Origin of the sequence: Psychrobacter pocilloporae (assembly GCF_029872915.1) — a bacterium.
Lineage (GTDB): Bacteria > Pseudomonadota > Gammaproteobacteria > Pseudomonadales > Moraxellaceae > Psychrobacter > Psychrobacter pacificensis.
Map to the genome: position 1 here is coordinate 17,406 of NZ_PGFT01000002.1, position 26,345 is coordinate 43,750.

Consider the following 26,345-nt stretch of genomic DNA (forward strand, 5'->3'; position numbering starts at 1 on the left):
TTACTCGAATAAGAGCTCCTCAACTAAAACCCAATATAGTTTTAAAACTAGCAAGCTTAATACTAGCGTGTCTGCTTAACATGACGGCAAACGCAGCTATTGACGTATACGATTTTGACTCACCACAGCAAGAAGCTCAGTATCGTGGATTAATAGAAGAGTTTCGCTGCCCAAAATGCCAAAATCAAAACCTTGCAGCCTCTGATGCACCGATTGCACAGGATCTAAAGCAAAAAGTCTATGATTTAATTAAAGATAGACGTAGTGATGCTGAAATACGCGTCTATATGCAAGAGCGCTACGGTGACTTTATTAGCTACAAGCCGCCTATGCGACCATCAACATGGATCCTATGGTTTTTTCCACCACTATTATTGCTCGTCTTAATTATTGGTTGGTTTTGGCAAAGTAAGCGTCGCCAAGTTGTTGCCCGTGGTCAAAGCGGCGTCACAGTGAACAGTACTGCTGCCTTGACCTCTACGGAAAAGGCTGAGCTTGATCGTCTATTATCGCAAGCTGAGAGTGTCGACCACGACATTACTAGCCTAGAGGACAAAAAATGACTCTATTTTCTACTTTTGGCTTATTTGTAACTCTAAGCTTGCTGATTGCTCTTATATTTGCGCTGATTGCTATTATGCCATGGCTACGAGCACCGCGTTTGCAGTCCAAACCAATAGACAATCAACTGCTAGATATTAATGTTGCAGTATTTCGCGAACGTTTAGCTGAGCTACAAACAGATAAAGACAGCGGTACTATTAATAATAGCCATTATCAAAATCAAAAGCTGGAACTGGAGCGTCAGCTATTAGATGTGCAGCGTCAGATAACACCTATGGTCACCCCTGATGTCAAAAGCCGTTTAATTGTCGCAGCTTGGATCCCAATATTGGCTGCAATGGCGTATTTACTAATAGGCAATCGTACGCCCGTGTTTGATTTGTGGACAGCTGAGGACAAAGTAGGACAAGTGGCTGACGACCTATTGACAGCTAAAATTGACAAGCCGCCATCATGGGCGTTTGAAGATGGTCGTCAACTGATTAGCGCCATGCAAACCAATGTTCATCGTAATGCTGATGATCCTAATCGCTGGATGCGCCTATCCGAGCTTTTCTTATCTATGGAGGCAACTGATTCTGCGCTGGAAGCCTTATCTCGTGCCTATCGTTTAGCTCCTGAAAATGAAGAAATCGCCACCACTTATGCTCAGACTAGCTTTTTCGTTAATGAAGGTCAGTTAGACGCCAATATTCGCCGTGTATTACAAGCTATATTAGCTAAGAATCCGCAGCATGAACGGGCTCAAATGCTCATGGCAATGGGTGAGACTCGTAGTAGTAACTTTGCCCAAGCGCAAGGTTGGATTAAACGCTTACAAGGCAGCATTGTGGCCAAACCAGGTGATCATACTAAAGCTTTAGCAAGCTTAGATGAGTTAAGCAACTACGTTAGCACGCAAGAAAAGCAAGCGCTAGAAGGTATTGACGTGACAGTGAAAATTAACGCTAATTTATTACCGTTAGTGAAAGCTGATGATGTGTTGTTTGTTGCGATACGTGACGTTAAAGGAGGTCCACCGTTTGCCGCCAAACGTTTACCCATTAGTATTATCAAGCAAGGTGAGGCTAGTATCCGCTTAAGCAATCTTGATGCGATGATGCCAGATCGCACGTTAAATTCAGCTCGTAGTGACAAAACTCAGTTAGCAGTCGTTGCTCGTATTAGTCATAGCGGTAATGCCATAGCAGAGTCAGGCGACTTATCGGGTAATCCTATAGTGATTAGCGCTGAACAGACTCAGGTTAATGTTGAAATCAATCAACAGATTCCCTAATAAAAAATTATTACCGTAAGTTTCATAACACCAGAGCGGTAAGTGGAGCCGTTTATAAAAGTGGCGCGATTAATAGTCGTATACCAAAAACATATACGTTTAACATTGTTCATTGTATAAACACAGATAAAGAAAACAACTATGACTGAATCTACCGACAGATTAGATAGTACTAAATTGAATAGCGTTGAATCGGCTAGTACTAATATTGCTGACAATAAAGTACCTATAGCTGTGAGTAGTACTCATCAATCGATTGACTCTAAAACCATGAATCATACGCCTAAAGCTATGTACGTGACTTCAGGCAACTCAATAACACCTAAAGATAAGTTGGACAAAATGCCAAAAATGGTTGCCAATGGCAGTCGCGCTTTTATCTGGTATTTGTTGGCGATAATGGTATTAATACTTGATCAATGGACTAAGTGGTTGGCCCAAACCACATTAGCGTTCAATGACCCCGTACCGGTCATTGAACCATTTCTCAACTGGACACTCGCTTATAACTATGGGGCAGCATTTAGCTTTTTAGCCGACGCTGGCGGTTGGCAGAAATGGTTTTTCTCAGGCTTAGCTTTTGTAATGGCTATCTTTTTAACGGTTTATTTAATCAAAGCGCCACGTGCAGCCAAGCTATTATCTATGGGGTTGGCCTTAATGCTTGGTGGTGCGATTGGCAACTTAATCGATCGTTTAAGAATTGGTAAAGTGGTTGACTTTATCCATGTGCATTATGCTGATGTCTGGAATTATCCTCTTTTCAATGTTGCAGATATAGGTGTCTGTGTCGGTGTAGCGTTGATTATAATTGATATGATATTTTTGGAAAGTAAGCGTAATGAATAAACAAGTGAATATTGATCAGTACAAATAAAAAGAACTAGCGTCATAGTCACTCTATACGGAAAAATACTTTTTATACTTGAGTATGTTTATAAAATGTGAACTGGAAGGTGATATATGATTAATACAAATACTCTCTCATTCTATATCCCAAAACCCAATGCATAATTGTATGCGAGTGAACGCAGGATGATTTTGAAGTGGCTAGACGAAGGCGTGACGTGCTAAGTGGTAGATGACAAAAACCAGTACTTCAAAGCTCTGGACAGGGCCATTATTATAAAGACATTGAATACCGCCTAAATTATTTATTGAAATAACAAAAGGAAAATATAGTGTCACAGGCTCAGCCAACTATTGAAAAAATTCACAGCCTTAGAAAAAAACAAGAGACCGCGTTAAAAAGTCTTACCCTTATAGGCTACCTAGAAGGCACCTCTTTCTTATTATTGCTCTTCATCGCCATGCCACTAAAATATATGCTGGATATTCCAGAAGGTGTGAAATACATCGGTATGGCACACGGTATTTTGTTTATTACCTATATCATAATACTTATAGGCTCAGCTATCAAAATGAAAATGCCTCTTTGGGCAATACCTGCGGGCGTACTCGGCTCACTCTTACCTTTTGGCCCATTTATATTCGATCATTTACTAAAAAATAACTTACAGAAAAGTGTAAGTAAAGAAGCCTAGAACAAGCTCTGCTACAAATGATACAAATGATACAAACGTATATTATTACTCAAGATTATTTTTCCTAACTAAATTACAAGCCGCCATCACTCATCATGGCGACAAATGAATAATATTGAGCAGAAATTAATCACAATAAAACTTTGATTCAGACCCAGTATGAATAGTCTTACACTCTAGTTACTTTTCCAACTTATCTTACATACTATCGACAAACCCGTCTTGTTTAAAAGCTAAACAGGTTTTGTCATCCGCGATGGATTTCCTGTTATCGTAGGGTATGCCTCAAAGGTACTACCTAATTAGGTTCACTTATCAACTAATAGACCACTTAAAATAGACTGATATGATGGAACTACTTTTGACAGACTACTTTAGGTGATTGTGTTTACTAAACCATATCTGAAGGCTTTCACCGAAAAGTAAGACGATAAGCGTGCTGAAAAAGAGTCTATACAGCCCGCTTTAGATTATGGCCATTCTCACTAAATATGATCATAAATACTCAAATACTCAAATACTCAAAATACTCAAAATACTCAAAATACTCAAAATACTCAAAATATTGTCAAAAATAGCTTGAACTCTTGTCAACTGAATCGTTTTTACATGTCTTTACTTAAAACATTTTAAATACTTAATTTCAATACTTAGTGTTGAATAAAAAAGCTATACCTAAGCTGCTACTGATGACTAACTACTTTTTTAATACGCGATAAACGGTAGCTACCCCAACACCAACTGCCTTAGCTACTTCCTCTTTTGTCATATTGTTTTGACTGTTTAATTCTATAATACGATTATGTTTCGTTGTATTAGGCTTTTTACCAGTGGGCTTATAGCCACTGTTAGCCAATCCCTGCTTGATACGCTCTCTACGCTTGTCGTTATCAAGCTTTGCCATTGTGGCTAATAAGTCGATTAACATATCGTTGATCACCCTGAGAATATCCCCGGTCATACCTTCACTGACCGTATGCGTGGTTGGTAGATCAGCTACCACCAATCGTAAGCCCTTGTCTTTAATGCGCTGCTTTAAGATTGCAAAATCATCTTGAGATAGCCTGCTTAATCTATCCACACTTTCAACCAGTAGAATATCTCCTTCTTCAGCGTCATTGAGTAACAGAGTGAGTGCGGGTCTATCGAGCTTCGTACCACTGAAATGCTCAATATATTCAGCATAGCTATCATCGTAGCTTTTGCTAAAGCTAATCAAGTCAGATAAGGCTCTCTTAGCGTCTTGATCCTTAGTGCTTGCTCTCACATAAATACGAACGCTCATAACACTACCTCTATTATTTAGACTCAATAAATAATGTTCATTGATAATATCAAGATATTACTATCATTTAATAATAGAAACAAGTCTAATGATAGTTTATTTATCATTTAGAGGTTTTATGTTTTGGGTATAGTCTAATGGTAGATTGTCAGGCGCTTTCACTGGTTCGGTTCCCTAGTGAGGACTTGAATATTAAGCTATCCTCTATGTCCTATTCTCAATTGAGTTTTTATGTCTAATATACTAAGTAATGAACCTATAATACAATACGAACCACAGAGCCTACGTCCAATAGTAGCTACTATTGGAGTACTTTTTAAAGATGGAAAGGTGCTTTTAGTACGCCGTGCTAACCCACCCGATGCAGGTCGATGGGGTTTTCCCGGTGGTAAAATTGAACGTGGGGAAACTGTTAAAGATGCTGCCGTTCGTGAACTTTATGAAGAGACAAGCATTGTATCAAAAGCCTTTAAGACATTTAACGCTGTAGACGCGTTTGACTTTGATAGTAGTGGTAAGCTGCGTCACCATTTTGTTCTTGTAGCCGTACTTTGTATTTGGGTTTCTGGTGATCCTCTAGCAGGTGATGACGCCCTAGAAGCTAGATTTTTCGATATTGAAGATTTGATCAATGCAGATTTAGCCCTTAGCTTAGATGTTAAAGAAATAGCATTACAAGCAGCTGAGTTACTCTAAAAAGTAAGAAAGTTCGATATTCTATACCCCAGGGGGAGGGTGTAAATAATTCTGTGTAAATACAGTTGAGAGTGTAAATAAAACTGTATTTACACAGAATTATTTACACCCTCCCAGTAACAGCCGATGTAGCCTTACGTTTGCACGATGCTTTAGGTATTAGTGCTGATTTACTCATGCGCGTTCAATCAAAGTACTCTCTTTGGATCGAATCGCAAAAACAACGTCCACAAATTCAGCCATTTTTTGCGAGTTGTTAGTGGTTTGACCCACTAACAACTAACACGTTGGCTATTCATTGAGTAAATCCTAAACTCAACTAATTCTTTTATTTATCAGGCAACCATTTTTCGACATTCGACGGCACATTCACGGCAAGCATCAGCACATTGCTGGCAGTATTGATGCTCATGTTGGCTACATTCATCTGCACAGTATTCACAAACCTTGGCACAAAGCTCACAAATTTCTTTCATAAAAGGAGATTCTGTTTGCTGCATACGAGCACAGAGCTGACAAATATCTGCACAATCTAGACAACGCTGAATACATTCTCGCATCATCTCCAGATTTTCTTCTTTTAGACAGGCATTTGCACAACTGGCACAGGTAAGGTAACAGTTCATACATGCCTTTGCGCAATCTGAAAATTGGATATCGTTCATCATACTTCCCTAAAGTCAATTGATTTAGGAATAGGCTAATCAAAAAAAAAGATATACACTAGGACGATTATGTAAGGGAAGTAAAATAGTCATAGATTTTGTTAAATGGTTTTAGGAGAGTGTAAATGCAGTGTCGATGAAGGACTGCATGAGCTGCTTTTGAAAGTCTTTGATGTCATCGAAGCTTTTCATGCTGCTGGCCATTTGCTCAGCCAGTTTCTTGATGTCAGATTGGTTAGTCATTGCTTATTCTCCTGTTAGTGGATTATAAGCAGTTACACAAAGTTTGGGAAACTCTCATGGAAATTGCCTTTTGAGTTTGAAGCAATGTACAATGATAAGATTAACCCGTTAGGTCAGGTGGCCTAACTTAAATAAAAAGTCTCCGACAAACCCGGTACGGTTCACTATCTATTGTTATTCTTACCTGAAATTGATGTGAGCTTATAGAGACAAGGTAAATTTGCAAAAGTGCCGGCTATTCAGTGTTCATTGAATGTTTAATTTAATTTATTAAGCTTGACCTTGGAGTGGCTCTAAGCCTTATACTTGGTACAAATTTTTCGGTTGTTATGATGATGCGTTCTACTACATGGATTACAGTCTTGGTTGGATTGTTCATGTTCCAAAGCTTTTGGAATGTGGCGGCGGCCTTTTGTGTCCATGAACAACAGCCTCAATCACAGCAGAGTTATCATTTTGGTCATCACCAAAATACCTTGTGTGCCAGCGATAGTCGTCAACACGATCATAATGGACAGTCAGAAAACATAAAAACATTCAGTAGCGATTTAGAAATCGGTGAAGATCATCAAGATCATCTACCATCGATGATGCATTTGATTGTACAAAATGAAAAAGTAGATGTGTTTCATCCAAGCTCTGAAGTTAAAGTGAATCCACAATTTCATTGGAAAAACAGCTATCAGGCTCCTGACCTGTTTCAACAAAGCCTACCTCCCGAATTTTCCCCGCTCATGGTGGGGTAGCCTAAAACATTCCCACCACTTTTATTATTTAAATAAGTGGGAAAAATCATGTCTTCACAATCAATTATACTCTTGCGTCATAGCTTGGTTGCTTGTATATGTGCAGCGGCTATGCAATATAGCTATGCTGAAAACGTTACCAGCTTTGAATCCGCTTTAGCAAAAGTACAAAGTTACCAGACTCAAGACAAGCCGTGGCAACAAGTTCAGCAAATATCTGAATTGAATATTCAGCAAAGTCGGTTATGGCAGAATCCAAGTATAAGTTTAGAACAGTCTGGCTTTGGCTCAGGTCAAGAACAGGAATTCAATGTTGGCGTTAGTCAACCTCTAGATCTATTTGGTCAGCGTAAGCTGAACCGGGTGATTGCCAATACCTCGAATCAACAAATCCAATTGCAACAGCAATTATGGAAGGCACAAAGCCAACTGATTGTTAAATTTGCATGGTCGCAATTTGCACTTGCTGAGGTTGAGCAGTCTGCTTATTCAGTACAGTTAAAAACAAGTAAAGTCAATCTGGACAGTGCCCAGAAACGCTATCAGGCAGGCAGTATTGCCCTGGTTGATTTTGAGCGTGCCCAAATTGAAGCGCTAGAAATCCAACGACTTTATGAGCAAGCGATGCTGAATAAACAAGCTGCCGGTCGTCAGCTGTCTAATTTGTGGGGGGGAGAAACATCTTCACATCTTCAATTGAATAAAACCGCTATCCCTTGGCCAGAGCAAAGTCTCCAAACTGTGCAACGGTATATTGCTGAAGGGTGGCTAGAAAAACTCTATGCCTTGAACATTCAGCAATCGGATCATCAAATTGAAAATTTAAGAATTCAGGCACGTCCCAATCCGACTTTAAATGTAGGCATGAAACGTAGCAAAACCCCTAATGAAAGCAACGATACGACTTTAGCAATCGGCGTGGCTATTCCACTGAATATTTTCAATCGCCAGCAATATGCGATCCCGATGGTCCAGCAACAGCAAATATTGCTGAACCAACAGCAGCAGCGTGAGCTGAAGCAACAAATACTCGATATTGCCAACAGCATGCATCAGCTCAAAGGTTTACGTAGCCAGTTCGATGCCACAACAGCACAAGTTACTTTGGCGACCAAAGTTCAGAGCCGTACTTTACTAGGGTTTCAGGCAGGGAAACTGTCCATTACCGACGTTCAGCAAGCAACCACCCAACTGCAGAATCTTCGATTGGGTCAATTACAAATTCTACGTCAAGCTTGGCAAACTGCCCTAGCAGCTGAGGCACTCAGTATTGGCACAAGTTATGAAGAAATTAGCCGTTCGGATGCCTATACACAACTGAATAAAAAGGCAGTCGAAGCATCGCAAAATTTAATCAATGGGGGAGCACGATAAAATGAACGCCAAGCAAAACGGAAAAATATCCCAGTCTCTCATGATTGCAATTTTGATTCTGATTACGGTCTTGGTCAGTCTGGCTATTTGGTTAAGTTCAAAAAAAACTGAATCTGAGGGGCGTGGTTATGATGAGGGAAATGCCGAATATTCTGATGAAGATAGTTCTGAAGAAGGACATGCTGAAGAAGGCGAAATACAACTGACCAGCCAACAAATGGTTGAACAAGGTTTAAAAGTTGCTGTTGCATCCACAGGATTGGTTGAAAAGCTGACAACCCTGCCAGGTAAATTGGTGGTGAATACCGATCAACAAGCGCATATATCGCCTAATTTTAGTGGTTATGTCGAGCAGATCAATGTGGCTTTAGGACAGAGCGTGCAAAAAGGACAAACGCTGGCTGTACTAACCGTGCCTGAACTGATCGACCAACAGGCAAATCTGCGTATGGCACAGGTGAATCTGGATTTGGCCCGTAAAGATTACCAGCGCGAACAGCAACTCTGGTCACAGGGGGTTTCTGCCAAACAGGATTACCAGCGTGCCGAAAATGCCTACCGTCAAGCGCAGATTACTGTCCAGTCCTCACAAGCACGTTTAAATGCATTAGGTGCAAGTGGCAATAACAATGGGCGTTTTCTGATTAAAGCACCGATCTCTGGGGTGATCAGTAAAAAAGATATTGTGGTCGGTGAAAATGTGCAACTGGCGGATCAGCTTTTTGTGATTGAAAATCTAAAAGACCTTTGGTTGGAATTTAATCTACCAAATACCTCAAATATTCAACTTCAAGTAGGGCAAATTTTAAACTTTAAAACCAATGGTTCTGATCAAAATTACCAAGCAAAAGTACAAACGCTGAATCCAGAGGCAGATTTACAAACTGGACGTTTACAAGTGCGTGCCAAAGTCACCACACAAGCGGATGTACTGCGTCCAAATGTTTTGGTAAATGTTTTTGTGACTGATGCACAAGCAAAAACAGCGTTAAGAGTCCAGAAAAAAGCCTTACAGCAGGTTGAAGGAAAACCTGTGGTATTTGTGATTGAGTCTGAAGAAAAGGGACTGGTTCATCTTAAAGCACAGCCAATAGAAGTGGGCGTGAGCAGTCAGGATGGGCAATGGCTAGAAGTCATTTCTGGATTAACTGAAGGGCAGAAATACATTGCGGATGGCAGTTTTCTATTAAAGTCTGAATTAGAAAAAGACGAGGCAGGCCATGGACATTAATTCTGATCTGCCAAAACCAGAAGGTTTATTCGAACGAATCATTCAGTTTTCCATACAAAATGCGATTTGGGTGTTGCTCTTTGCCTGTACCTGGATTGCAGTGGGTATTTATAGTTATCAGAAGTTGCCGATTGATGCTGTTCCTGACATTACCAATACCCAAGTCCAGATTAATACTCAAGCCAAGGGTTTTACTGCGCTTGAAGTCGAACAGCTGATTACCTATCCCATTGAAAATGCCATGGCTGGCATTCCGGATCTGGAGCTTACCCGTTCCATATCCCGTTATGGACTCTCTCAAGTCACCATTATCTTTAAAGATGGGACTGATATTTATTGGGCCCGTCAGCAGATTAACCAACGGATACAGGAGGCGCAATCTGAGTTGCCTGCACAAATCGCACCGACGATGTCCCCCGTTTCTACGGGTCTCGGTGAGATTTATCAATGGGTACTGAAGGCAGATCCGAATGCGAAAAAGCCGGATGGAACTGCATACACGCCGATGGATTTGCGTGAGATTCAGGACTGGATTGTGCGTCCTCAACTGCAACGTGTTAAGGGAGTTGCAGAGGTCAACAGTATTGGTGGTTTTGAAAAAACCTATGTGGTCTCTCCCGATTTAAACCGGATGCAGCAACTGAATATCTCATTAGAACAACTGCAACAGGCTTTAGCGCAAAATAATAAGAACCGAGGTGCAGGTTATATTGAAGACAATGGTCAGCAACTGACGGTACGTGTACCGGGTGCATTCAATGGGCTTTCTGATATTGAGAACACCATGCTGGGTAGCCCAAATGGCAGCCCAATTCGGGTTGGTGATATTGCGCAAGTCTCTATTGGGCATGATTTAAGAACCGGTGGGGCAACCTATAACGGCAAAGAAACCGTTTTAGGGGTTGTCATGATGGCGATGGGTGGAAATAGCCAGACTGTTTCTAAAGCTGTGGATGCCAAGCTTCAAGATATTCAGAATAGTTTGCCTAAAGGGGTAGTGATTGAAACGGTGTACGACCGTACTATCTTGGTTGAGAAGGCGATTAAAACCGTTCAGAAAAACTTGGTAGAGGGAGCAATCCTGGTCATCATCATTCTGTTCCTGTTTTTAGGGAATATCCGTGCTGCCTTGATTACTGCCTGTGTCATTCCACTCTCTATGCTGTTTACCTTAACCGGGATGGCACAGCAAAATATCAGTGCCAATCTGATGAGTTTAGGTGCACTCGATTTCGGCATCATTGTCGATGGTGCTGTGGTGATTGTCGAAAACTGTATCCGGCGTTTAGCCCATACACAGCAACTGTTAAAACGACCTCTCACACAAAGTGAACGCTTTAAGGAAGTTTTTCTGGCTGCCCGCCAAGCACGTCGTCCTCTTATTTTTGGTCAGCTTATTATTTTGGTGGTGTATTTGCCGATTTTTGCTTTAAGTGGTGTGGAAGCAAAAATGTTCCATCCGATGGCATTGGCAGTGGTACTCGCCCTTGTTGCAGCCATTATTTTATCGATCACCTTTGTGCCTGCTGCTGTGGCATTGTGGGTCAAAGGCGATATTCAAGAAAAAGAAAGTCGTTGGATGTTATGGCTAAAAGCTAAATATCAGCAAACTCTTGATATTTCGTATCAATACAAAGCAGTTGTGCTGACTTTTGCACTGTGTTTATTAGTGATTACGGGATTTATCAGTACCAAACTCGGCAGTGAATTTGCACCACAGCTCAGTGAAGGAGACTTTGCGATACAACAGTTACGTTCACCAAGTACAGGCTTAGAAGAGTCTTTACGTATTCAGGAGAATACTGAAAAACTTCTTTTAAAGAGTTTCCCTGAAATTAAGGCAGTATTTGCCAGAACGGGTACAGCCGAGGTTGCAACAGATGTCATGCCACCCAATATTTCAGATGGCTATATCATGTTAAAGCCTCGTTCAGAATGGCCAAATCCTAAAGAAAGTTTAGATGAATTACGTGGCCGTATGGTGACGTATTTAGCCACGATTCCAGGCAATAATAGTGAATTTTCACAACCGATTGAACTCCGATTTAATGAATTGATCTCAGGTGTGCGTAGTGATATTGGTGTGAAAATCTTCGGTGATGATATGAATGTCCTCAATACTGAGGCGACTAAAATCTCCAAAATCATTCAGCAAATATCGGGTAGCAGTGCCGTGAAAGTTGAGCAGACCTCAGGTTTGCCATTACTGAATGTCGAGGTAAATAAAACTTTGGCTGCACAATATGGTTTGAGTGTGCGTTCAATTCAAGACCTTGTGGCAACCAATATTGGTGGACAAAGCGTGGGAGAGATTTTAGAAGGCGATCGTCGTTTTGATTTTGTTATCCGTCTTGGAGAGCAAGACCGTAGTGTCGCATCTGTTTCCCAGTTACCTATTCAGCTTCCAAATGGTGGCAGTATTTTATTGTCGGATGTCGCGCAAGTCTCGACCATTGAAGGAATCAACCAAGTCAGTCGAGAAAATGGTAAACGCCGAGTTGTGGTTACAACGAATGTTGAAGGGCGTGATTTAGGGTCTTTTGTTTCTGATGTACAGACACAGCTCAAAGCATACACTTTGCCAAGTGGTTATTGGATAGAATATGGCGGTCAGTTTGAAAATTTGGCTTCAGCCAAAGCACGGATGCAAATCGTGATTCCACTGGCTTTAATCACTATCTTTATTTTACTGATGGCGGTCTTTCACAATGTCAAAGAAAGTCTATTGGTCTTTACCGGGATACCCTTTGCCTTGACCGGTGGTGTGCTGTTCCTTTGGCTAAGGGATATTCCATTATCGATGTCAGCTGGAATTGGCTTTATTGCCTTATCTGGTGTTGCAGTCCTCAATGGACTGGTAATGCTGACCTTTATTAAGGAATTAAGGGACAAATATCCAGTGCATAAAGCCGTGTGGCAAGGGGCTATTTTGCGCTTAAGACCAGTGTTGATGACAGCTTGTGTGGCTTCACTGGGTTTTGTACCAATGGCGCTGGCAACCGGAACAGGGGCTGAGGTTCAACGGCCACTGGCAACCGTAGTGATTGGCGGGATTATCTCTTCAACATTACTAACTTTGGTGCTGTTACCCGTGCTTTATCGTTGGATAAATGAAAAAAAAGTTTCTTAATCCAATAGATTAGTCGATTTACAGCAGAGATATTGGCTGTTATCCAATATCTCTGCTCATCATAAATAGAATAAGGAAAATATTTTATGTCAGAACATCATGATCATAGCCATGCGGTTGTTACTGAAGAAAATAGTAAGAAGTTAATGGTTGCCTTAGGTTTAACGACTACTTTTTTAATAGTAGAAGTTGTCGCTGCTTTTGAGACCATCCCGAATTCTGTGTAACTGCCGTTTAGATTAAATGCTTGCTGATACGGTCATCAAACATAATCATAAAACGATTCAGAGCAGACGTCCAGTTACGAATAGGCATCGACCACGAGCCCATCCTGGATTTTGTGTAACTTCTATTTGCTAATAGGGTATAAGAAGTTACACAAAGTTTAGGAAAGTCCCTTTTTTATACCTATCGCTCAACCAACTTTTCCTCAATCATTTCAGTCAACAACTCAGTCACCGTTTTTCGGCTTTCAAGCGCGTACCGCTTGAGCGCAATGTGTTTATCTTCATCTAAATTAAAATTCACGCGTACCGTCTTTTTGGGACTGTCCGTCACATCCGATAAAGCCAATTGATCCTTAACGTTCTTACTAGGACGACCTGCTGATAAACTCATGACTTACTCCTCACCAAAAAATATTTGAATCTCACTGACCAATGCGGTTATCTCTTGTATCGCATTGCTACTAGGCGATTCGGTATCAAATACTGTCTTACCAAGGGCAGCACTATTAGGATAAGCAACTCGCTGCATCACTCTGGTCTCTAATACCGGAATATTATAATCAAGCAGCGCGGTTGCAACCTCTTTACCAATATTGGTATTTTGAATGGCGCGTGAGACAACAAAGGCTGCCTTTAGTTGGCCATCCATCATCTCAATACGCTGCTGCACTAAATCAACCAAATCGCTGGTCGCCCAGATATCATAGGGGCTCGGCTGCACCGGAATCAATATAAAATCAGCCGCTTTTATAGCAGAAATAGCCAGACTAGTAGCTTGCGGCGATCCATCGATCACCACATAATCTTTATCAGAGACGTTTTTTAAATCTTTATCAAGTGTTGGTCTGTCGAGCCCAATCACCGGTACCGGATTGTCTTCATCAACTGCTCTCCAGTCACGCGCACTGCCCTGCTGGTCACTATCCACCAACAAAACACTATGGCCTTTTAGCTGTAAGCCACGAGCCAAATGCGTTGCGATGGTAGTCTTACCGCTGCCACCCTTTTGATTTAATACCGCGATTACCTTCATAAATACAGATCCCTGTAGTATGTATTGAGTATATAAGTATATAAGTATATAAGTATATAAGTATATAAGTATATAAGTATATAAGTATATAAGTATATAAGTATATAAGTATATAAGTATATAAGTATATAAGTATATAAGTATATAAGTATAACTAAAAATGTACGTCACATTACTACTAATAGCAATACTTCATAGTAAAAATAGCATCACCTTTTCTAACTAGCGTATATCCATCATGATAGACGTCCTGTATCAAAGACAGCATAACGAACTGCCTACTACCAGGTAAATTACCGCTGTTGAATATCAATTTGAGCTACTAAAAGGAATACGTTAGCCACTCATATTCGTTATAATCTGCTCACCAATCAAAACCACCAATCGTTAATGAGGAAACCACTATGGTGAAGTGTCACTTATCGACCATCATGGGCGAAAGACGCCTTAAAATTGCCGATGTCGCAAGGGATACTGGCATCAATCGTGGCACCATTACTCGCATGTATCATGAAGAAGCCACCCGAGTTGATCTAGATGTCATCGAGTCTTTATGCACGTATCTTAGAATCAATGTTGGTGATTTATATGAAATCATAAATGAGGACAGCAGTGAGTCGCCTGAGTGAACACCTTCGCTCATAAGACATTATCACCTTTAAAAGTATAAAAAGACCTACAGAAGGTTATTTTCTCTTGCAATAGATTAAAATATAGGTATAATTTGACCTGTAGTAAGTCATTTTATCCATTATTTATACACAATAATCTGCAGGAGAATACTAATGAATAACAATCTATCGCGGCTCAACAGCTGCGCTTGGTTTAGTGAACAGACTAAAAATTTAGCCTCTAAGCTGTTATTCAGCTTACAAGTACAGCAAGGCGTACAACTGGCATCATTACTTGGTGTTGACGCTATTCTTTATAATGATGAAGCGATTTATGTCTGGGTGCAACGACAGCTGGATGATGGTCTTATCGTTGACGACTACACTTTAAGCATCCTTGAAACTGCTTTTATAGAGTTGGTCACAGCTTACACTGACCAAGCAGCCTAGTCACTTTAGCTTATATTTACAGACTTCTTGTTTAACAAGAAACAATAACCCTTAAAGCCAGATAAAGTGTCATTATCTGGCTTTTTAATATAGACAAAGATAACGACAATCAAACAAGCCTTTTTTCAGTCTTATATGTTTCAGAAGACGCACTTTTGGGCAATATAGCTCACTATTGCCATACGTCTTTACTCAGTCGGCTTTGCACGCGGCACCCCAGCTATTTTATAATAAACAAAGCCTCTCTCATCTCTCAAAACACTCTTACTGTCTGCTCTAACGCACCAGCTGATTGCATCAGGCTGCTCTTTATTAACATCACAAGCCAAAATAAACTGCGCACTTTGAGCATTATTAAAGGCCTGTTTCCAACCCGTTTCAAGCTCATCGATGCCGCGCTGTAGCTCTGCTTGCTGGTATTTCATCTCTGCAATCTCATCAAAGCTTGGCACATACCAAAATACCAGAGCCACCAAACTTATTATCACAGCCATCGTACCCGCTGCGACAGCGGCTGCAATCCTTTTAATACTCATAGTCTCAATGGACTTATGAATTTTGTCCAAGTCTTTACTAGCTCTACCCTCGACCTGCTCAATCCGCGTTTTGGTGGTGGTCTCAAAGGTCTCAATATCTTCAATAATCTGCTTATGACCAGCTTGGTACTGATTGGTGAATAGGGCTAGATTGTCAGCGCTTGCGCTAAGTTTATCAGCAACTCCTTGCATGGTACTGATTTGTACCTCTATGCTATCGTTTTTAGCAGTGACGACCGACTCTACAGCCGTATCAATCTGCTGTTTCATATCGGTGATGATGCCCGCTATTTTGTCATCATAACGACGCGGCATCTCATTGTCAGTGAAAGCCGTCACTGCTGCTTGAAGCTGCTTTAACACGAGTTCTTGATACTGGCTCAATGCCTGCGAAGTCGTGCTTGCGCTACTACCTAATTCTTCAATGGCAGAAGACACCTCATTCACCTTGCTATCAATACCGCTAAGCGAACGCTCAAGCCGCCTCGCTACCGCATCATCGGCTCGCTTAATCAGCTCACGCAAGGCCCCAATGACCGGAGTCAATGAAGTCACTAGGTTAACAAGTTGATCGTGTATGTCTTGCTCATTGCTATTGTCTTTATTCATGGGGTACTCATTATTATAATGCCGCCTAAAATGGGCGTGGTGAGGAGTAGCGGCGTCTTTGTGCTTGTTCATGCGCTTGGATGGCGTTCTTCGTTTTTTGCAGGTGATCTGTCACAGTTTGTGTGAGCGTTGCCCCATCTATGGTGATAGCAGGAACGTGCTCAAAGCGCTCATTGATCTGGGTTAATACCTCGACCTTATCTTGATTGTCAGGCAAGCGCTCAAGCTGTTGCCATAGCGTCGTTGCTGCCTTCTGCACCTGCGTTGCAATTTTTTTGGCATCGGTGTCTCGTAAACTTTTTTGTAGTGTCGTAAAGCTGTCAGTGTGTTTTAGAGTAGTGAATATAAATGCTTGTGCGGCAACCGCCTCAGCCGCGTTGATCACTTCGATCGGTGCATCAACGGCCTTAAAATCAAGGGCATCAACGCGGTCACGCACCCGTACCACTAAATTGTCAAATCGATCTCGATATGCTTTGGTCTCATTGATTCGCTGACGCTTAAGAGATGCCTGCTGCCGTCTCTGTTATAAAGCTACTCGCCGCCTGGTTAAAGCCTCCTCTCGTGCGCGCTCAGCCTCTTCCTTAAGCTTTGCTTGCTCATGTGCTTTATTGAGCTGGTGGTGAAGCACCATCGTACGGTTGCGCCAGTCATCAAGCCGATCTGCGTTCAATTGAGTGGTCTTGGTACGGGTAATCTCATCGTATAGGTCATCATCTTGCACAATCACAGCTTCACTTTGATCCAGTAAGGCGATACGCTGCTCATAAAACGGCGACAGGCGCTGATAGGTTTTTTGACTGGTATTAATTTGCTGCTTTAACTGTTTGATGTCGTTATCATTGGCAGTCTTAAACGCTTTAACATCAGCGGTCAATGCCGTTAAACGAGTGTAAGCATCCGCGTCTACCTCTACTGCTTTTAACGTACTGAGCGCCTCACGCTCTTTTTGAAGATATTTAAAGCGCTCAACATCCAGATCTGCAAATGCGGCAAACTTATGATAAGTGTCCATGTTATTGGTGACGTCTATCTCTTGTAGATCCGCAAACGCTTGATCCCACTGTAAGGATAAGTCGGATTTTTCAATATCAATCTCATCAAGAGCTTTAAAGCCAGTCGCCAGTTTATTCAGCTTTGCGGCAAAGGGTTTTAGCGTGGCCTTCAACCCTTTGTAGTCCGCAATGACTTCATTATTAAGCGGGATCAGCTTTTTTAAAACCGTTTTATTGTTCAGCACCGTTTTATCAATCTGTGACAGCTGCTCTTCAAGACGGCTAACAGCGCGGCCTGTTTGTAGGGTATCATCTTGTCTAAACTCCTCAACCAACGCTAAAGCCGCCTTTAGTGCCTCACTTTGCTCTTTTGTGCTTATCTGCCTGGCAAGCTCAATCATTTTTTGGCGGGGGTCACTAAAATCCTGTCCCACCTCCTCGGTGAACCGCTGGGTACTCTTAATGTTTTTATCAATAGTAATAATCTGTTTAGACTGGTGCGCTAACTCTTCATGCAGCGCATCAATGGTTGAAAATAAGGCGCTGCGTACCATCTTTTTTTGACTCACAAAGTCGGCTGAGATTGCTAAAAGCTCATCAAGTGCGTGATCATTCGCCGCATCACTATGCGTCTGACTGTTACTTTTAGGGATAGCGGGTTCAAGTTCAACGGCAGGATCTACAAATCGGATATTACTGAGCTCAATTCGCGCAAAGGGTTTACGCTTTTTATAATGTATTGTGACGCCGTTAACCTCTTGTTCATTGCTTTCTAGGTCAATACGTCCCTTGTCGTCGTACTCAATTACTAAACCATTTTTTTCAATGTAAGCATTGATCTCATCAATCGTCTCGTTGTATTCGTGAATCACTGAACGATTGCCTTTGAGAATATCCTTATATAGTGATTTACCCAGTTTCATTTTTGGCAAACGATTGATGCCCAGCTCACGGTAGGATTTCTCACTAATGGTTTTATTCTTAGGCAGTAGCTCATTGGCCATATCCGCCCAAAGGGTGCGTTGATATTTAAGCTCATCGCCGCGTCCGTTTAACCCCTTAGATAACCGCTCCTCCGTTGACCACTGCAACCAATTCTTGCGTGCTGATAAAGCATAACCCTCAACATCCGCTACTATCTCACGGCTTGAGAGTAAAATATGGGCATGAAAGTTACGACTGGTCAGCTCAACCACTTCAACCTCCCCCACATGTTTCTCGTGACTGTGGGGCCGATGAATGGCCACATCGACAAGCACGTTATAGCGATCAGATAAGGTTTGAGCGTAGCGCTCGGCCAGAACTATACGCTGATCCGCGGTGATCCCATCAGGAAACATCACGTCAATCTCAGTACCCAATTGCGCGTTTTTACGAGTCTCAATGCGTTCGATATCATTCCAAAAACCCTCACGTGTCACTGCTAGATCCCCAGCAAGAGTTGGCGTTATCAACGCCGTATGCATCACATTTTTCTCAATAACTTGCGTGTATTTAGTACCATCACTGTCCACTAAATTTAAGATTTTGTCTTTAGCTTTACTGGTGTAATCGTGGACGACTCCTGACTGCTCATCAACCAGTTTTGAGCCAGAATTATAAGCCGACTTTGCCACCACGCTATGATTTTTCGCCTTACTAACGGCGCTAACTGACAGGTGAAACCCTTTATTATTCATAGCAAAAAATCCGGAATTGAAAAATGTTTTCTTGGGGGTTGTAGGGGGTTCGCCCCCTGCCGGACGACGGAGTTTATGTAAAAAAACAGTACCCCTTGTGGGTCTTTTTTACACAAACTCCTAAGTTCGCTCTTAACAGAGGGTTAAAATACTACTGCGCCCACGAAACGATGTGGTCTTGTGTATTTTACTACCTTGCATACCTGTGTATGTACTGCTAGGATCAACTCTATCATAGTTGGCTAAAAAAAGGATGAGGTAATGTCAGTAATATCAGATGATTTATTTGCAAATAAGATTAAGCAATTACAGGCTCTTAAGAAAGAGATTGATCAGGACAGGCTTGAAGCACATAAAATATTGGGGGAGTGGTTGGCCAACGCATTAGACGATGATGATAATCATGAACTGCAAGCTATTTTTTTAGACGCACACGATAATGAAAAATATGCTCGTTTGAAAAAGCACCGTGAATTTTTGAAAGCAATTGCCAATAAAATACAAAGTAAAGCTGAGGTGGTACCAAGCAGCTTTACACCACCTAAAAACAGTCAGGACAGTGACCACGGTTCATTGCTTGATATTTATTCATCATCACAGTAGCTACTCGAAATCGCCTAATTGAAGGTACAGCTGGATCGTCTACTAATTAGCGAAAGGTTAGGAGACGGTTATCGGCTGTTTTAAGCGTTTTAGAATAGCTTTAGCTACCATCGTATCGGACAGAGCGTAAAACGTATATAAGAGTGGTTTCTAGGCTTTTTAGCAACGGTTTGATAAGTGTTTACAGATGTGTCGATAATGGCTACTGAAAATGAAGACAAACTATCTACAAAAAATGAGACTGATATTGAGAATGTGAAAACAGGGTTGTCCAGAATGACAGATGAAGATATTCAAAATATCTTTGACCATGCTTTTGAAGATTTTCAAAGATCCAAGCTTGATCCGAACTATGTGAACGAGGATTAACATCAAGTAAATGGACAATTGCATTCTGAGCTACTGATAAGTTTTATAAGTGATTGGTCGATCAAATTATCATCTTAAATCCGTCGGTTTTTTGGTTTTTTTCCTATTATTTAATATAAAAACATATTTTTTACTTTTAAAGACTTTTAAAGACTTTTAGGACGCTCTCAGACCTTACCAATTAAGGGCTTCAAGATCTATAAAGCTACAATCAGCTAGGTTAATGCTACAATCAGCTAGGTTAATGCTACAATCAGCTAGGTTAAAAGCTACAATCAGCAGGTATTATGCTACAATTAGATAGATTTGAGCATTAAGGCGTAGATATGACTAACCAAGTTGGTTTATATGAGAAGAAATACCCTGCAAATTGGGTTGTTATGCAAAATCGTATTCTACAAGCGTTTTATGAAATGACACTTGATGAAAAACGGTTGCTGTTGCTTGCTAGTTCAGTAGTGCGTTTGATAGATGCCACTGAAAAAGACACTATAGAGATAACCGCGAAAGCATTTGCAGAGGCTTGCAACATTCAAGTGGATTCTGCTTATACTCAATTAAAAGATGCTAGTGAAACGATGATGAGGCGATTTTTTAGCTATAGAAATGAACGCGGTAGCCGTGTCAATGTACAGTGGGTCATCAGATCAATATATGAAGATGGCTATGTGTCTCTATGTTTTACAGATGAAGTGCTACTGATGTTGAAGGTTTTTGATGAAAATAATCCATTCACTAAATATAAAAAAGAAGATGTACTTAAACTGAAGGGTGAATATTCAATAGATATATACCATCTGGCCAAAAAACATGAGGCAATGAGCTCGTGGACAATGTCACTTGAAGAAATTAGAGAGGAGCTAGCTCTTTCTAAATCTTACGAACGTATTAACAACCTAAAAAGTCGAGTCATCAACCCAAGCGTTGAAGAAATAACAGAAAAGTCAGATATTAAAATCACCTATGAAAACGTTAAACGTGGTCGTACCGTCACAGGACTAAAATTTAATGTCAAAGCTAAGCCCACCAAGAAAAAAAGTCTGGAGGACTTAAATCAGAATAATGAGAATAGAGATATACCATCCTTAACCGTCAAACAGATCGACCGTTTTGCGCCTCTATTGGCTAACTATGCCCCATTTGGTAGCTATGCGCCTTCAGGAAAAAGTACCCAAGAAGTGATCAGCTGGTTACACACTCAATTAAGAGATGAAGCTTTTTTAAAGACCCACAAAAAGCACTTACTGGCGATAGGCTATACGTTCCCTAAGCAGAAATCATAATATGAAAAAAGCATGCTTAGTAGTTTTGGCATTACAAATGGTTTATATTGTACGTACATATATAAGCCATTTGTAATGCCATGACGACAACCAATTATAATATCAGGCTCGATCAAGAGCTCAAGGATAGCGCCTTTGCCGTGTTTGAAAGCTATGGATTAACGCCGTCTCAAGCAATCAAATTGTTCTTAACTCAAGTGGCGCAAACCAATACCGTGCCGTTATCCTTTGATTATCAAAAACCCTCTAATCTTAATACGCCGCCACAAACTTCTGCGGGTGATTACGGATTGAGCGGCCAGCGCCATAAATAAATCAGTGTAAAATATCTGTACAGATATAAGTACAGATATGGTATATAATATCAGTCATACAAATAAAGATGACCAAACACGGAGTAATCGTTATGGATGTTGTGAACTACACTGATTTTAGAAAGGGCCTAGCCAAATATATCGATAAGGTAGATACCGACAAATCGCCGATCGTGATTACTAGACAAAACGCCAAACCTGCGGTACTCATGAGTTTAGAAGAGTTTAATTCATATGAGGAAACGCTTCATCTGCTAAAAAGCCCCACTAATGCCAAGCGCCTCAGACGCTCTATAGCCGATGCTAAGGCGGGTCGTTTAATCGAGCATGACATCAATACGGATGACGCATTATTGACTTGTGATGATGAGGTGGACGCTTGATCTTATCTTGGACACAGGATGCGTGGGAGGACTACGAATACTGGCAAAAAACCAGCAAAGAGAAGGTCAAGCAAATAAGTAAGCTGATTAAAGCCATCAAACGTGACCCATTTGAGGGTATTGGTAAACCTGAACCACTCAAACACGATCTGGCAGGCTATTGGTCGCGTCGCATTGATCAAGAGCATAGACTGGTTTATGAGGTTCAAGATGATGCCATTATCATCGTTCAGTGCCGATATCATTATTAAGTAAACAGTGTTAGTTCACAAAAGTGCTTGATCCTAAGAATCAGGCACTTTTTTATTTTCCATTCTGGCTATGTGTCCTAAAACGAACGAGAAAGCTCTGTAGAGACGTCTAAATATATTGGTTAGTATTTTCGACCTAAACATTCGATAACAAACCTTATGTGGTCATACGACGCCATATAATTGCTAATAATGACTATACCTCTGATCACGTTACCACAGATTGACTTCCTCCCCGACCTAAAGGAACGGGGATTCCTACTAAAGACGGCCAAGCCCGACCGCGAGAATGTTTTTTGCTCCATTAACATCTCTGTTATGGGTCGTTTTACAAGAACGACAAAACCATGCTCTTATACCAAGACCTTCTCTACCTTTCGGACTGTCTTGGCGAGAGCCGCAACACGAGCAGGTTTGGGTGGTGTACGCTTCATTGACTTCGATATAGTGGCAACCTGCGTTCGCGCATTTATAATCCAGTTGCCGCTTAATCTCAAACCAACCAGCATCATAGACGGATTTGGCCAGTTTGGATGAAGTGAATGAGTTTGATTTGATTTTACCAACAACGATTAAGCTGTTGGCTTTGACAAGCTTTGATGTGAATTTATGAATCAGATCTTGGCGGGTGTTTTTAATCTTGGCATGAATGACCTTAACCCGTTTTTTGTTTTTGGCACGTTGAGCGATGGCCAGTTTTTCTGCGTATTGATGGGTGACTTTGATTTGTAGCTGATCACCCTCACTACTGACTGCGGCATCTTTACAGCCTAAATCAATACCGACTTGGCCCGTACCACAAACTGTTTTTGGAAATTCTTTGACGGTGATACAGGCGTACCAGTGACCTCGTGCATCTTGTACCAGCTCACAAGTATTGATGGTATAGAGCGAGAGGTTATAGCTATCCCACAAATCAATGATCAGCTTTTTGCCTTTAGCGAGGCTTAGCTGAATAGTAGATTTAAGGCTTTTCTTGCCTGACTGACGGGTTGTTAGGTGCTTAATGGCGGTCTTTTTAAACGGAATCCAGCCCAAGCTTCTTCTCTTGGCTTTTGGGTTATTGGTACGCCAGTTGAGTTTGGCTTTTTTAAACTGTTTACGGGATTTAGCGTGAACCTCACTGATCGCTTGCAAGGTTTGACTGTGCAGATTCAGGTATTCACCCGCCCCTTTAGTATAAGCGGCCAAGTCATAGGCTGAAAAGAATTTGCCCGTGCGCTGTAAATGTTTAAAACTTAGCTCATTGACGTAGTTCCAGACAAAGTTGACTGCCCCAGCTAAGATATTGAGCTGAGTGGCGTGTTTGTCTTTGATGCGTAGTTTGAGCGTTTTCATGGAGTAATTATGATCTCAATGCAGTTGGGTATCAAGGGGTTCGCCATACTGGGCGACAACGACTGACGCCTGATATCCACGCCCTAGAAGGACGTGGTTTTACGGCGTTAGATGATAAAATAGACGAATTACCGCCACTAACTGCTAAGCAGCAAGCAGACTCAGAGCATCTAGCCACGCTTAGCGATGACGACATTGATTTATCGGACATTCCAGAAGTCACCGACTGGTCAGGCGCGATCCGTGGCAGTATCAAATCTCAAGCGTTGTCTACGGAAACCAGTGTCATTAGCCCAAGTATCCTTACCAAATTCAAGGACAGAGCTAAGCAAACAGGCGGTAACTATCAAGACATGATCAACGATGCCCTAGAAGAATACCTAACCGATCACTAGGCATTAAATAACAAGCACATGACCTCAAGATTACTTGGGGTTTTTTTACATTCTATATTGTAGTATGTTGTATATTGTAGTATATTATATACAACATACTACAATATACTATTAAGGGATACAAAATCATGGCACTCACGATACAAGATATTCATGCAGCAGCAGACCAATTACAAGAGCAAGGGGTTAAGCCGACACTGGCAGAGGTGCGTAAGGCGCTAGGCGGTGGATCATTCACGACTATCAGTGATGCTATGCAAAGCTGGAAGCGAGAACAGCAAGAAGAGCAAGAGCTACAGCAAGTAGACTTACCTAGTGGTATCACAGAACGCTTGCACACGCTTGGGGCTGATATGTGGCAGACGGCTATTGATATGGCTAATGATAGATTGTCTAAAGAGCGTGAAGCTTTAGAGGTGGTTAAGATCAAGGCACAAGCAGAGATGGACGAAGCGCAAGAAGCGGTTAAGACCTTGGAGGGGGAACAAGCGGATTTACTACAGCAACTGGACGAGGTGACCGGCACTGCGGAAACAGCAACTAAAAGCGCACAGCAAGCCACAGCTGACCATGACGCTACCAAACAGACGCTATTAGATACTAGGCATGAATTAGAGCTTGAACGCACTAAGGCTAAGACCGCGCAATCACAGCTTGCAGAGGTGAGTAATGCATTAGATAAGCAATCTATAGAGCTGACTAGCAGTCTTGGTGAGGTAGCCACGCTTAAAGCCACAGCTGATAGTGATAAGGCAGAGATTGCACGTTTAAAGATTGAACTTAAAAATACTAAGTCAGAGCTAAAGGCAGTCACCACTGAGCGGAATGATATACAAACGGCTACCGCAGAGATCAAAGGAGAGTTAAAGGCAGTCACCGCTGAACGTGACAAGCTATCAGGACTTAATAATCAGCTGACTCAAACTCAGGCTAAGCTTGAAGCCGAGCATAGCGTATTGAATAAACAATATAGCGAGCTATCAAGCCGTCATTTATCAAAGCAGGAACAAGTGACTCTGTTACAAGATCAACTTAAGAAAGCACAAGATGCTCTAATACTTATTCAAAACAAAGATAATACTTTGGATGCTGACTAAATAAAAGTATTCGAGGTTTCAGTTTAATTAGGATTTCAAGATAAAGAACAGTTATAAGTTTGGGAGGTAGTTTACCCAAGGCATAGATCTCGTTCTATTCACACTAAGCTTATGAATCAACCATGACAATATCGACTCACTGAATAAATGACTGTTGTATAAGAACTATTCTAAATTTTTCTCTGAAGTCTTATAGTATATAGCCTAGTGGGCTATATACTATTTAAATTAGCCTAAGTAAGTTCCGATGCTGATTTTGGAGCCTTGAGCAGATTTCAAGGAACACTCACCCTAAAGCATCTATGAGTATTTTCTAGCATACTCACAAACACTTTAGTGCATTCCTTGGATTTGATGTGATTAGTCATGCCGACTTCATCGCCCATCGCGTCATCAAGACCGTATCACTGTATCAAGCTACGGTTGTTAAGATTACGGCTGATAGCACCGCCTAGACACGCTCTTAACCGCTACTGTGCTGTCATACGCTAGCAAGGGCAATACACCCAATATACCGCTACGATATGCACAAATAACCACTCATTGCGTTGCTCAATATGTCTAGAACCCCCTGTCGAGAGCTTTACCCTTCTGTCAAACGCAGTCGTCGCCTTAGCCTGCCACCCATTTGACGGGTAACGGTTATAAAGAGAGCAGCACGAGGATGTAACGAGCGAACAAGCGGTTTTTAAAATGTATAGTGAATAAAGTTGATATGAAAGCAAATTTTGGATAAAATGCACCTACACGGGCATTTAATGCTGTTCAAATAACGCAGTTCAGGTGCTTATTTGTTCGTTACAGTGTGCGTCAACACGCTGTAACCGTTAGCTATATTTAAAACTAAATGCCTCTGGGAGTCAACTCCCAGAGGCATTTTTTTGTTTGTCATGTAGATTGGGTTTTTATTATCTACTTTTTCATTAGATTGCTTAGGCTTTTTTTGTCGTCATTTAGCGTAGGTATTTCAACCATTTTGAAGTTAGCACTTAGTACATCCTCACAAGACGTTAAGTTTCTGACAATACTGGGATAGTTTACTATGAAGACCGGCTTAGTCGTCAGATGCAAGGTTTTACACGCGCTGTTAAGAAGCGGTAAATCATCTTTCTGAGAGAATACGATAATGAAAAGACAAACCTACACTCCTGAGATTAAAGAACGCGCCGTTCGTATGCTGATTGAAGCATTAAACGATTACACCTTTATGTGGTCATGTCATAAAAAGCACACTAATGAAACTATACTAACCAACATTCAAGACTAAGCTACACATACTAAAGAGCTTGAACATGAGAACAAGAAGCTTACGTAAGCCAGTTAGATTACAGTAAAATCCGCTTTTTTCGCCCAAGGAGAGATAGGACACACAATCAAGTTGTGGCTCAGTTTATTGATAAAAATAAGTGGGTCTACGG

Annotated in this window: 28 protein-coding genes and 2 pseudogenes; 21 read left to right on the forward strand and 9 right to left on the reverse strand. The window is 41.3% G+C overall.

What is annotated here, in order from left to right; translation table 11 throughout:
• Positions 1 to 80: 80 nt before the first annotated feature.
• From CUR83_RS13220 to CUR83_RS13235, 4 genes are all read left to right on the forward strand, one after another.
• On the forward strand, positions 81 to 563 hold the full coding sequence (locus CUR83_RS13220) for a cytochrome c-type biogenesis protein (protein ID WP_020443538.1): 483 nt from the start codon (positions 81 to 83) through the stop codon (positions 561 to 563).
• The gene (gene ccmI / locus CUR83_RS13225; protein WP_025643930.1) at positions 560 to 1,840 is read left to right on the forward strand and encodes a c-type cytochrome biogenesis protein CcmI; all 1,281 of its coding nucleotides are present in this window, start codon (positions 560 to 562) and stop codon (positions 1,838 to 1,840) included. Before CUR83_RS13220 ends, ccmI begins: the two co-directional genes overlap by 4 nt.
• Before the next feature lie 141 nt (positions 1,841 to 1,981).
• Positions 1,982 to 2,689 (forward strand): signal peptidase II, encoded by a 708-nt coding sequence (gene lspA / locus CUR83_RS13230; RefSeq protein WP_284719854.1) that lies wholly within the window; start codon positions 1,982 to 1,984, stop codon positions 2,687 to 2,689.
• A gap of 332 nt (positions 2,690 to 3,021) precedes the next feature.
• Positions 3,022 to 3,384, forward strand: a complete 363-nt coding sequence (locus CUR83_RS13235) for a DUF3817 domain-containing protein (RefSeq protein WP_087813587.1) — start codon at positions 3,022 to 3,024, stop codon at positions 3,382 to 3,384.
• Between the two features lie 697 nt (positions 3,385 to 4,081).
• On the opposite strand, the gene CUR83_RS13240 is transcribed toward CUR83_RS13235, so the two are convergent.
• Positions 4,082 to 4,669 carry a recombinase family protein gene (locus CUR83_RS13240; protein ID WP_101204374.1) on the reverse strand — a complete coding sequence of 196 codons (588 nt, stop codon included), beginning with the start codon at positions 4,667 to 4,669 and terminating at the stop codon, positions 4,082 to 4,084.
• A 231-nt stretch (positions 4,670 to 4,900) separates the two neighbouring features.
• Here CUR83_RS13240 and CUR83_RS13245 point away from each other — a divergent pair, with 231 nt between their 5' ends.
• Positions 4,901 to 5,365, forward strand: coding sequence for an NUDIX hydrolase (locus CUR83_RS13245; protein ID WP_007115209.1), 465 nt, complete (start codon positions 4,901 to 4,903; stop codon positions 5,363 to 5,365).
• 335 nt (positions 5,366 to 5,700) lie between these two features.
• Here the strand turns inward: CUR83_RS13245 and CUR83_RS13250 are convergent, their stop codons facing one another.
• Both CUR83_RS13250 and CUR83_RS13255 read right to left on the reverse strand, forming a co-directional pair.
• On the reverse strand, positions 5,701 to 6,030 hold the full coding sequence (locus tag CUR83_RS13250) for a four-helix bundle copper-binding protein (RefSeq protein ID WP_093071101.1): 330 nt from the start codon (positions 6,028 to 6,030) through the stop codon (positions 5,701 to 5,703).
• Positions 6,031 to 6,156: 126 nt separating this feature from the next.
• Positions 6,157 to 6,273, reverse strand: a pseudogene (locus tag CUR83_RS13255) (transposase); the annotation flags it as partial.
• Positions 6,274 to 6,608: 335 nt separating this feature from the next.
• Here CUR83_RS13255 and CUR83_RS13260 point away from each other — a divergent pair.
• The 5 genes and pseudogenes from CUR83_RS13260 to CUR83_RS13280 all read left to right on the forward strand — a co-directional run.
• Entirely contained in the window at positions 6,609 to 7,019 is a 411-nt protein-coding gene (locus CUR83_RS13260; RefSeq protein WP_198013336.1) for a cation efflux protein, CzcI-like, read from the forward strand.
• Positions 7,020 to 7,067: 48 nt separating this feature from the next.
• Positions 7,068 to 8,393, forward strand: a complete 1,326-nt coding sequence (locus tag CUR83_RS13265) for a TolC family protein (RefSeq protein ID WP_093071103.1) — start codon at positions 7,068 to 7,070, stop codon at positions 8,391 to 8,393.
• A 1-nt stretch (position 8,394) separates the two neighbouring features.
• Positions 8,395 to 9,624 carry an efflux RND transporter periplasmic adaptor subunit gene (locus tag CUR83_RS13270; protein ID WP_284719855.1) on the forward strand — a complete coding sequence of 410 codons (1,230 nt, stop codon included), beginning with the start codon at positions 8,395 to 8,397 and terminating at the stop codon, positions 9,622 to 9,624.
• On the forward strand, positions 9,614 to 12,754 hold the full coding sequence (locus CUR83_RS13275; protein ID WP_284719856.1) for an efflux RND transporter permease subunit: 3,141 nt from the start codon (positions 9,614 to 9,616) through the stop codon (positions 12,752 to 12,754). The genes CUR83_RS13270 and CUR83_RS13275 overlap by 11 nt, the downstream gene beginning before the upstream one ends.
• Positions 12,755 to 12,840: 86 nt before the next feature.
• A pseudogene (locus CUR83_RS13280) lies at positions 12,841 to 12,963 on the forward strand (cation diffusion facilitator family transporter); the annotation flags it as partial.
• 199 nt (positions 12,964 to 13,162) lie between these two features.
• Here CUR83_RS13280 and CUR83_RS13285 read toward each other — a convergent pair.
• Together CUR83_RS13285 and parA are read right to left on the reverse strand one after the other, a co-directional pair.
• On the reverse strand, positions 13,163 to 13,372 hold the full coding sequence (locus tag CUR83_RS13285; RefSeq protein WP_025652656.1) for a plasmid partition protein ParG: 210 nt from the start codon (positions 13,370 to 13,372) through the stop codon (positions 13,163 to 13,165).
• A 3-nt stretch (positions 13,373 to 13,375) separates the two neighbouring features.
• Entirely contained in the window at positions 13,376 to 14,014 is a 639-nt protein-coding gene (gene parA / locus CUR83_RS13290) for a ParA family partition ATPase (RefSeq protein WP_025652655.1), read from the reverse strand.
• A 404-nt stretch (positions 14,015 to 14,418) separates the two neighbouring features.
• Between parA and CUR83_RS13295 the strand changes: the two genes are divergently transcribed.
• Both CUR83_RS13295 and CUR83_RS13300 read left to right on the forward strand, forming a co-directional pair.
• A complete protein-coding gene (locus CUR83_RS13295; RefSeq protein ID WP_025652654.1) occupies positions 14,419 to 14,643 on the forward strand; it encodes a helix-turn-helix domain-containing protein in 225 nt (74 codons plus the stop codon).
• A gap of 156 nt (positions 14,644 to 14,799) precedes the next feature.
• Positions 14,800 to 15,075, forward strand: coding sequence for a hypothetical protein (locus tag CUR83_RS13300; RefSeq protein ID WP_025652653.1), 276 nt, complete (start codon positions 14,800 to 14,802; stop codon positions 15,073 to 15,075).
• 188 nt (positions 15,076 to 15,263) lie between these two features.
• On the opposite strand, the gene CUR83_RS13305 is transcribed toward CUR83_RS13300, so the two are convergent.
• The 3 genes from CUR83_RS13305 to CUR83_RS13315 all read right to left on the reverse strand — a co-directional run bounded on the left by CUR83_RS13305 (position 15,264) and on the right by CUR83_RS13315 (position 18,894).
• Positions 15,264 to 16,220: a hypothetical protein gene (locus CUR83_RS13305; protein WP_025652652.1), complete on the reverse strand. Its 957-nt coding sequence runs from the start codon at positions 16,218 to 16,220 to the stop codon at positions 15,264 to 15,266.
• Between the two features lie 25 nt (positions 16,221 to 16,245).
• Positions 16,246 to 16,659, reverse strand: a complete 414-nt coding sequence (locus CUR83_RS13310) for a hypothetical protein (RefSeq protein WP_284719857.1) — start codon at positions 16,657 to 16,659, stop codon at positions 16,246 to 16,248.
• 87 nt (positions 16,660 to 16,746) lie between these two features.
• The gene (locus tag CUR83_RS13315; RefSeq protein WP_284719858.1) at positions 16,747 to 18,894 is read right to left on the reverse strand and encodes a MobA/MobL family protein; all 2,148 of its coding nucleotides are present in this window, start codon (positions 18,892 to 18,894) and stop codon (positions 16,747 to 16,749) included.
• Positions 18,895 to 19,155: 261 nt separating this feature from the next.
• Here CUR83_RS13315 and CUR83_RS13320 point away from each other — a divergent pair, with 261 nt between their 5' ends.
• From CUR83_RS13320 to CUR83_RS13345, 6 genes are all read left to right on the forward strand, one after another.
• Complete coding sequence (locus CUR83_RS13320; RefSeq protein ID WP_025652650.1) at positions 19,156 to 19,497, forward strand: hypothetical protein; 342 nt, start codon at positions 19,156 to 19,158, stop codon at positions 19,495 to 19,497.
• A gap of 198 nt (positions 19,498 to 19,695) precedes the next feature.
• Positions 19,696 to 19,866 (forward strand): hypothetical protein, encoded by a 171-nt coding sequence (locus CUR83_RS13325; RefSeq protein WP_156410067.1) that lies wholly within the window; start codon positions 19,696 to 19,698, stop codon positions 19,864 to 19,866.
• Between the two features lie 326 nt (positions 19,867 to 20,192).
• Positions 20,193 to 21,149 carry a replication initiation protein gene (locus tag CUR83_RS13330; protein WP_025652649.1) on the forward strand — a complete coding sequence of 319 codons (957 nt, stop codon included), beginning with the start codon at positions 20,193 to 20,195 and terminating at the stop codon, positions 21,147 to 21,149.
• 80 nt (positions 21,150 to 21,229) lie between these two features.
• On the forward strand, positions 21,230 to 21,463 hold the full coding sequence (locus CUR83_RS13335; RefSeq protein ID WP_025652648.1) for a type II toxin-antitoxin system RelB/DinJ family antitoxin: 234 nt from the start codon (positions 21,230 to 21,232) through the stop codon (positions 21,461 to 21,463).
• Positions 21,464 to 21,555: 92 nt separating this feature from the next.
• On the forward strand, positions 21,556 to 21,846 hold the full coding sequence (locus CUR83_RS13340; protein WP_025652647.1) for a type II toxin-antitoxin system Phd/YefM family antitoxin: 291 nt from the start codon (positions 21,556 to 21,558) through the stop codon (positions 21,844 to 21,846).
• Positions 21,843 to 22,097: a Txe/YoeB family addiction module toxin gene (locus tag CUR83_RS13345; protein WP_025652646.1), complete on the forward strand. Its 255-nt coding sequence runs from the start codon at positions 21,843 to 21,845 to the stop codon at positions 22,095 to 22,097. Before CUR83_RS13340 ends, CUR83_RS13345 begins: the two co-directional genes overlap by 4 nt.
• A 261-nt stretch (positions 22,098 to 22,358) precedes the next feature.
• Here CUR83_RS13345 and CUR83_RS13350 read toward each other — a convergent pair whose 3' ends face one another.
• Positions 22,359 to 23,435 (reverse strand): RNA-guided endonuclease InsQ/TnpB family protein, encoded by a 1,077-nt coding sequence (locus CUR83_RS13350; RefSeq protein WP_101211256.1) that lies wholly within the window; start codon positions 23,433 to 23,435, stop codon positions 22,359 to 22,361.
• A 266-nt stretch (positions 23,436 to 23,701) separates the two neighbouring features.
• On the opposite strand from CUR83_RS13350, the gene CUR83_RS13355 reads away from it, so the two are divergent.
• From CUR83_RS13355 to CUR83_RS13365, 3 genes are all read left to right on the forward strand, one after another.
• A complete protein-coding gene (locus CUR83_RS13355; RefSeq protein WP_284719850.1) occupies positions 23,702 to 23,830 on the forward strand; it encodes a hypothetical protein in 129 nt (42 codons plus the stop codon).
• 128 nt (positions 23,831 to 23,958) lie between these two features.
• Positions 23,959 to 24,927, forward strand: a complete 969-nt coding sequence (locus tag CUR83_RS13360) for a DNA-binding protein (RefSeq protein ID WP_025652670.1) — start codon at positions 23,959 to 23,961, stop codon at positions 24,925 to 24,927.
• 1,126 nt (positions 24,928 to 26,053) lie between these two features.
• Complete coding sequence (locus tag CUR83_RS13365) at positions 26,054 to 26,194, forward strand: hypothetical protein (protein ID WP_156410079.1); 141 nt, start codon at positions 26,054 to 26,056, stop codon at positions 26,192 to 26,194.
• Positions 26,195 to 26,345 lie beyond the last annotated feature (151 nt).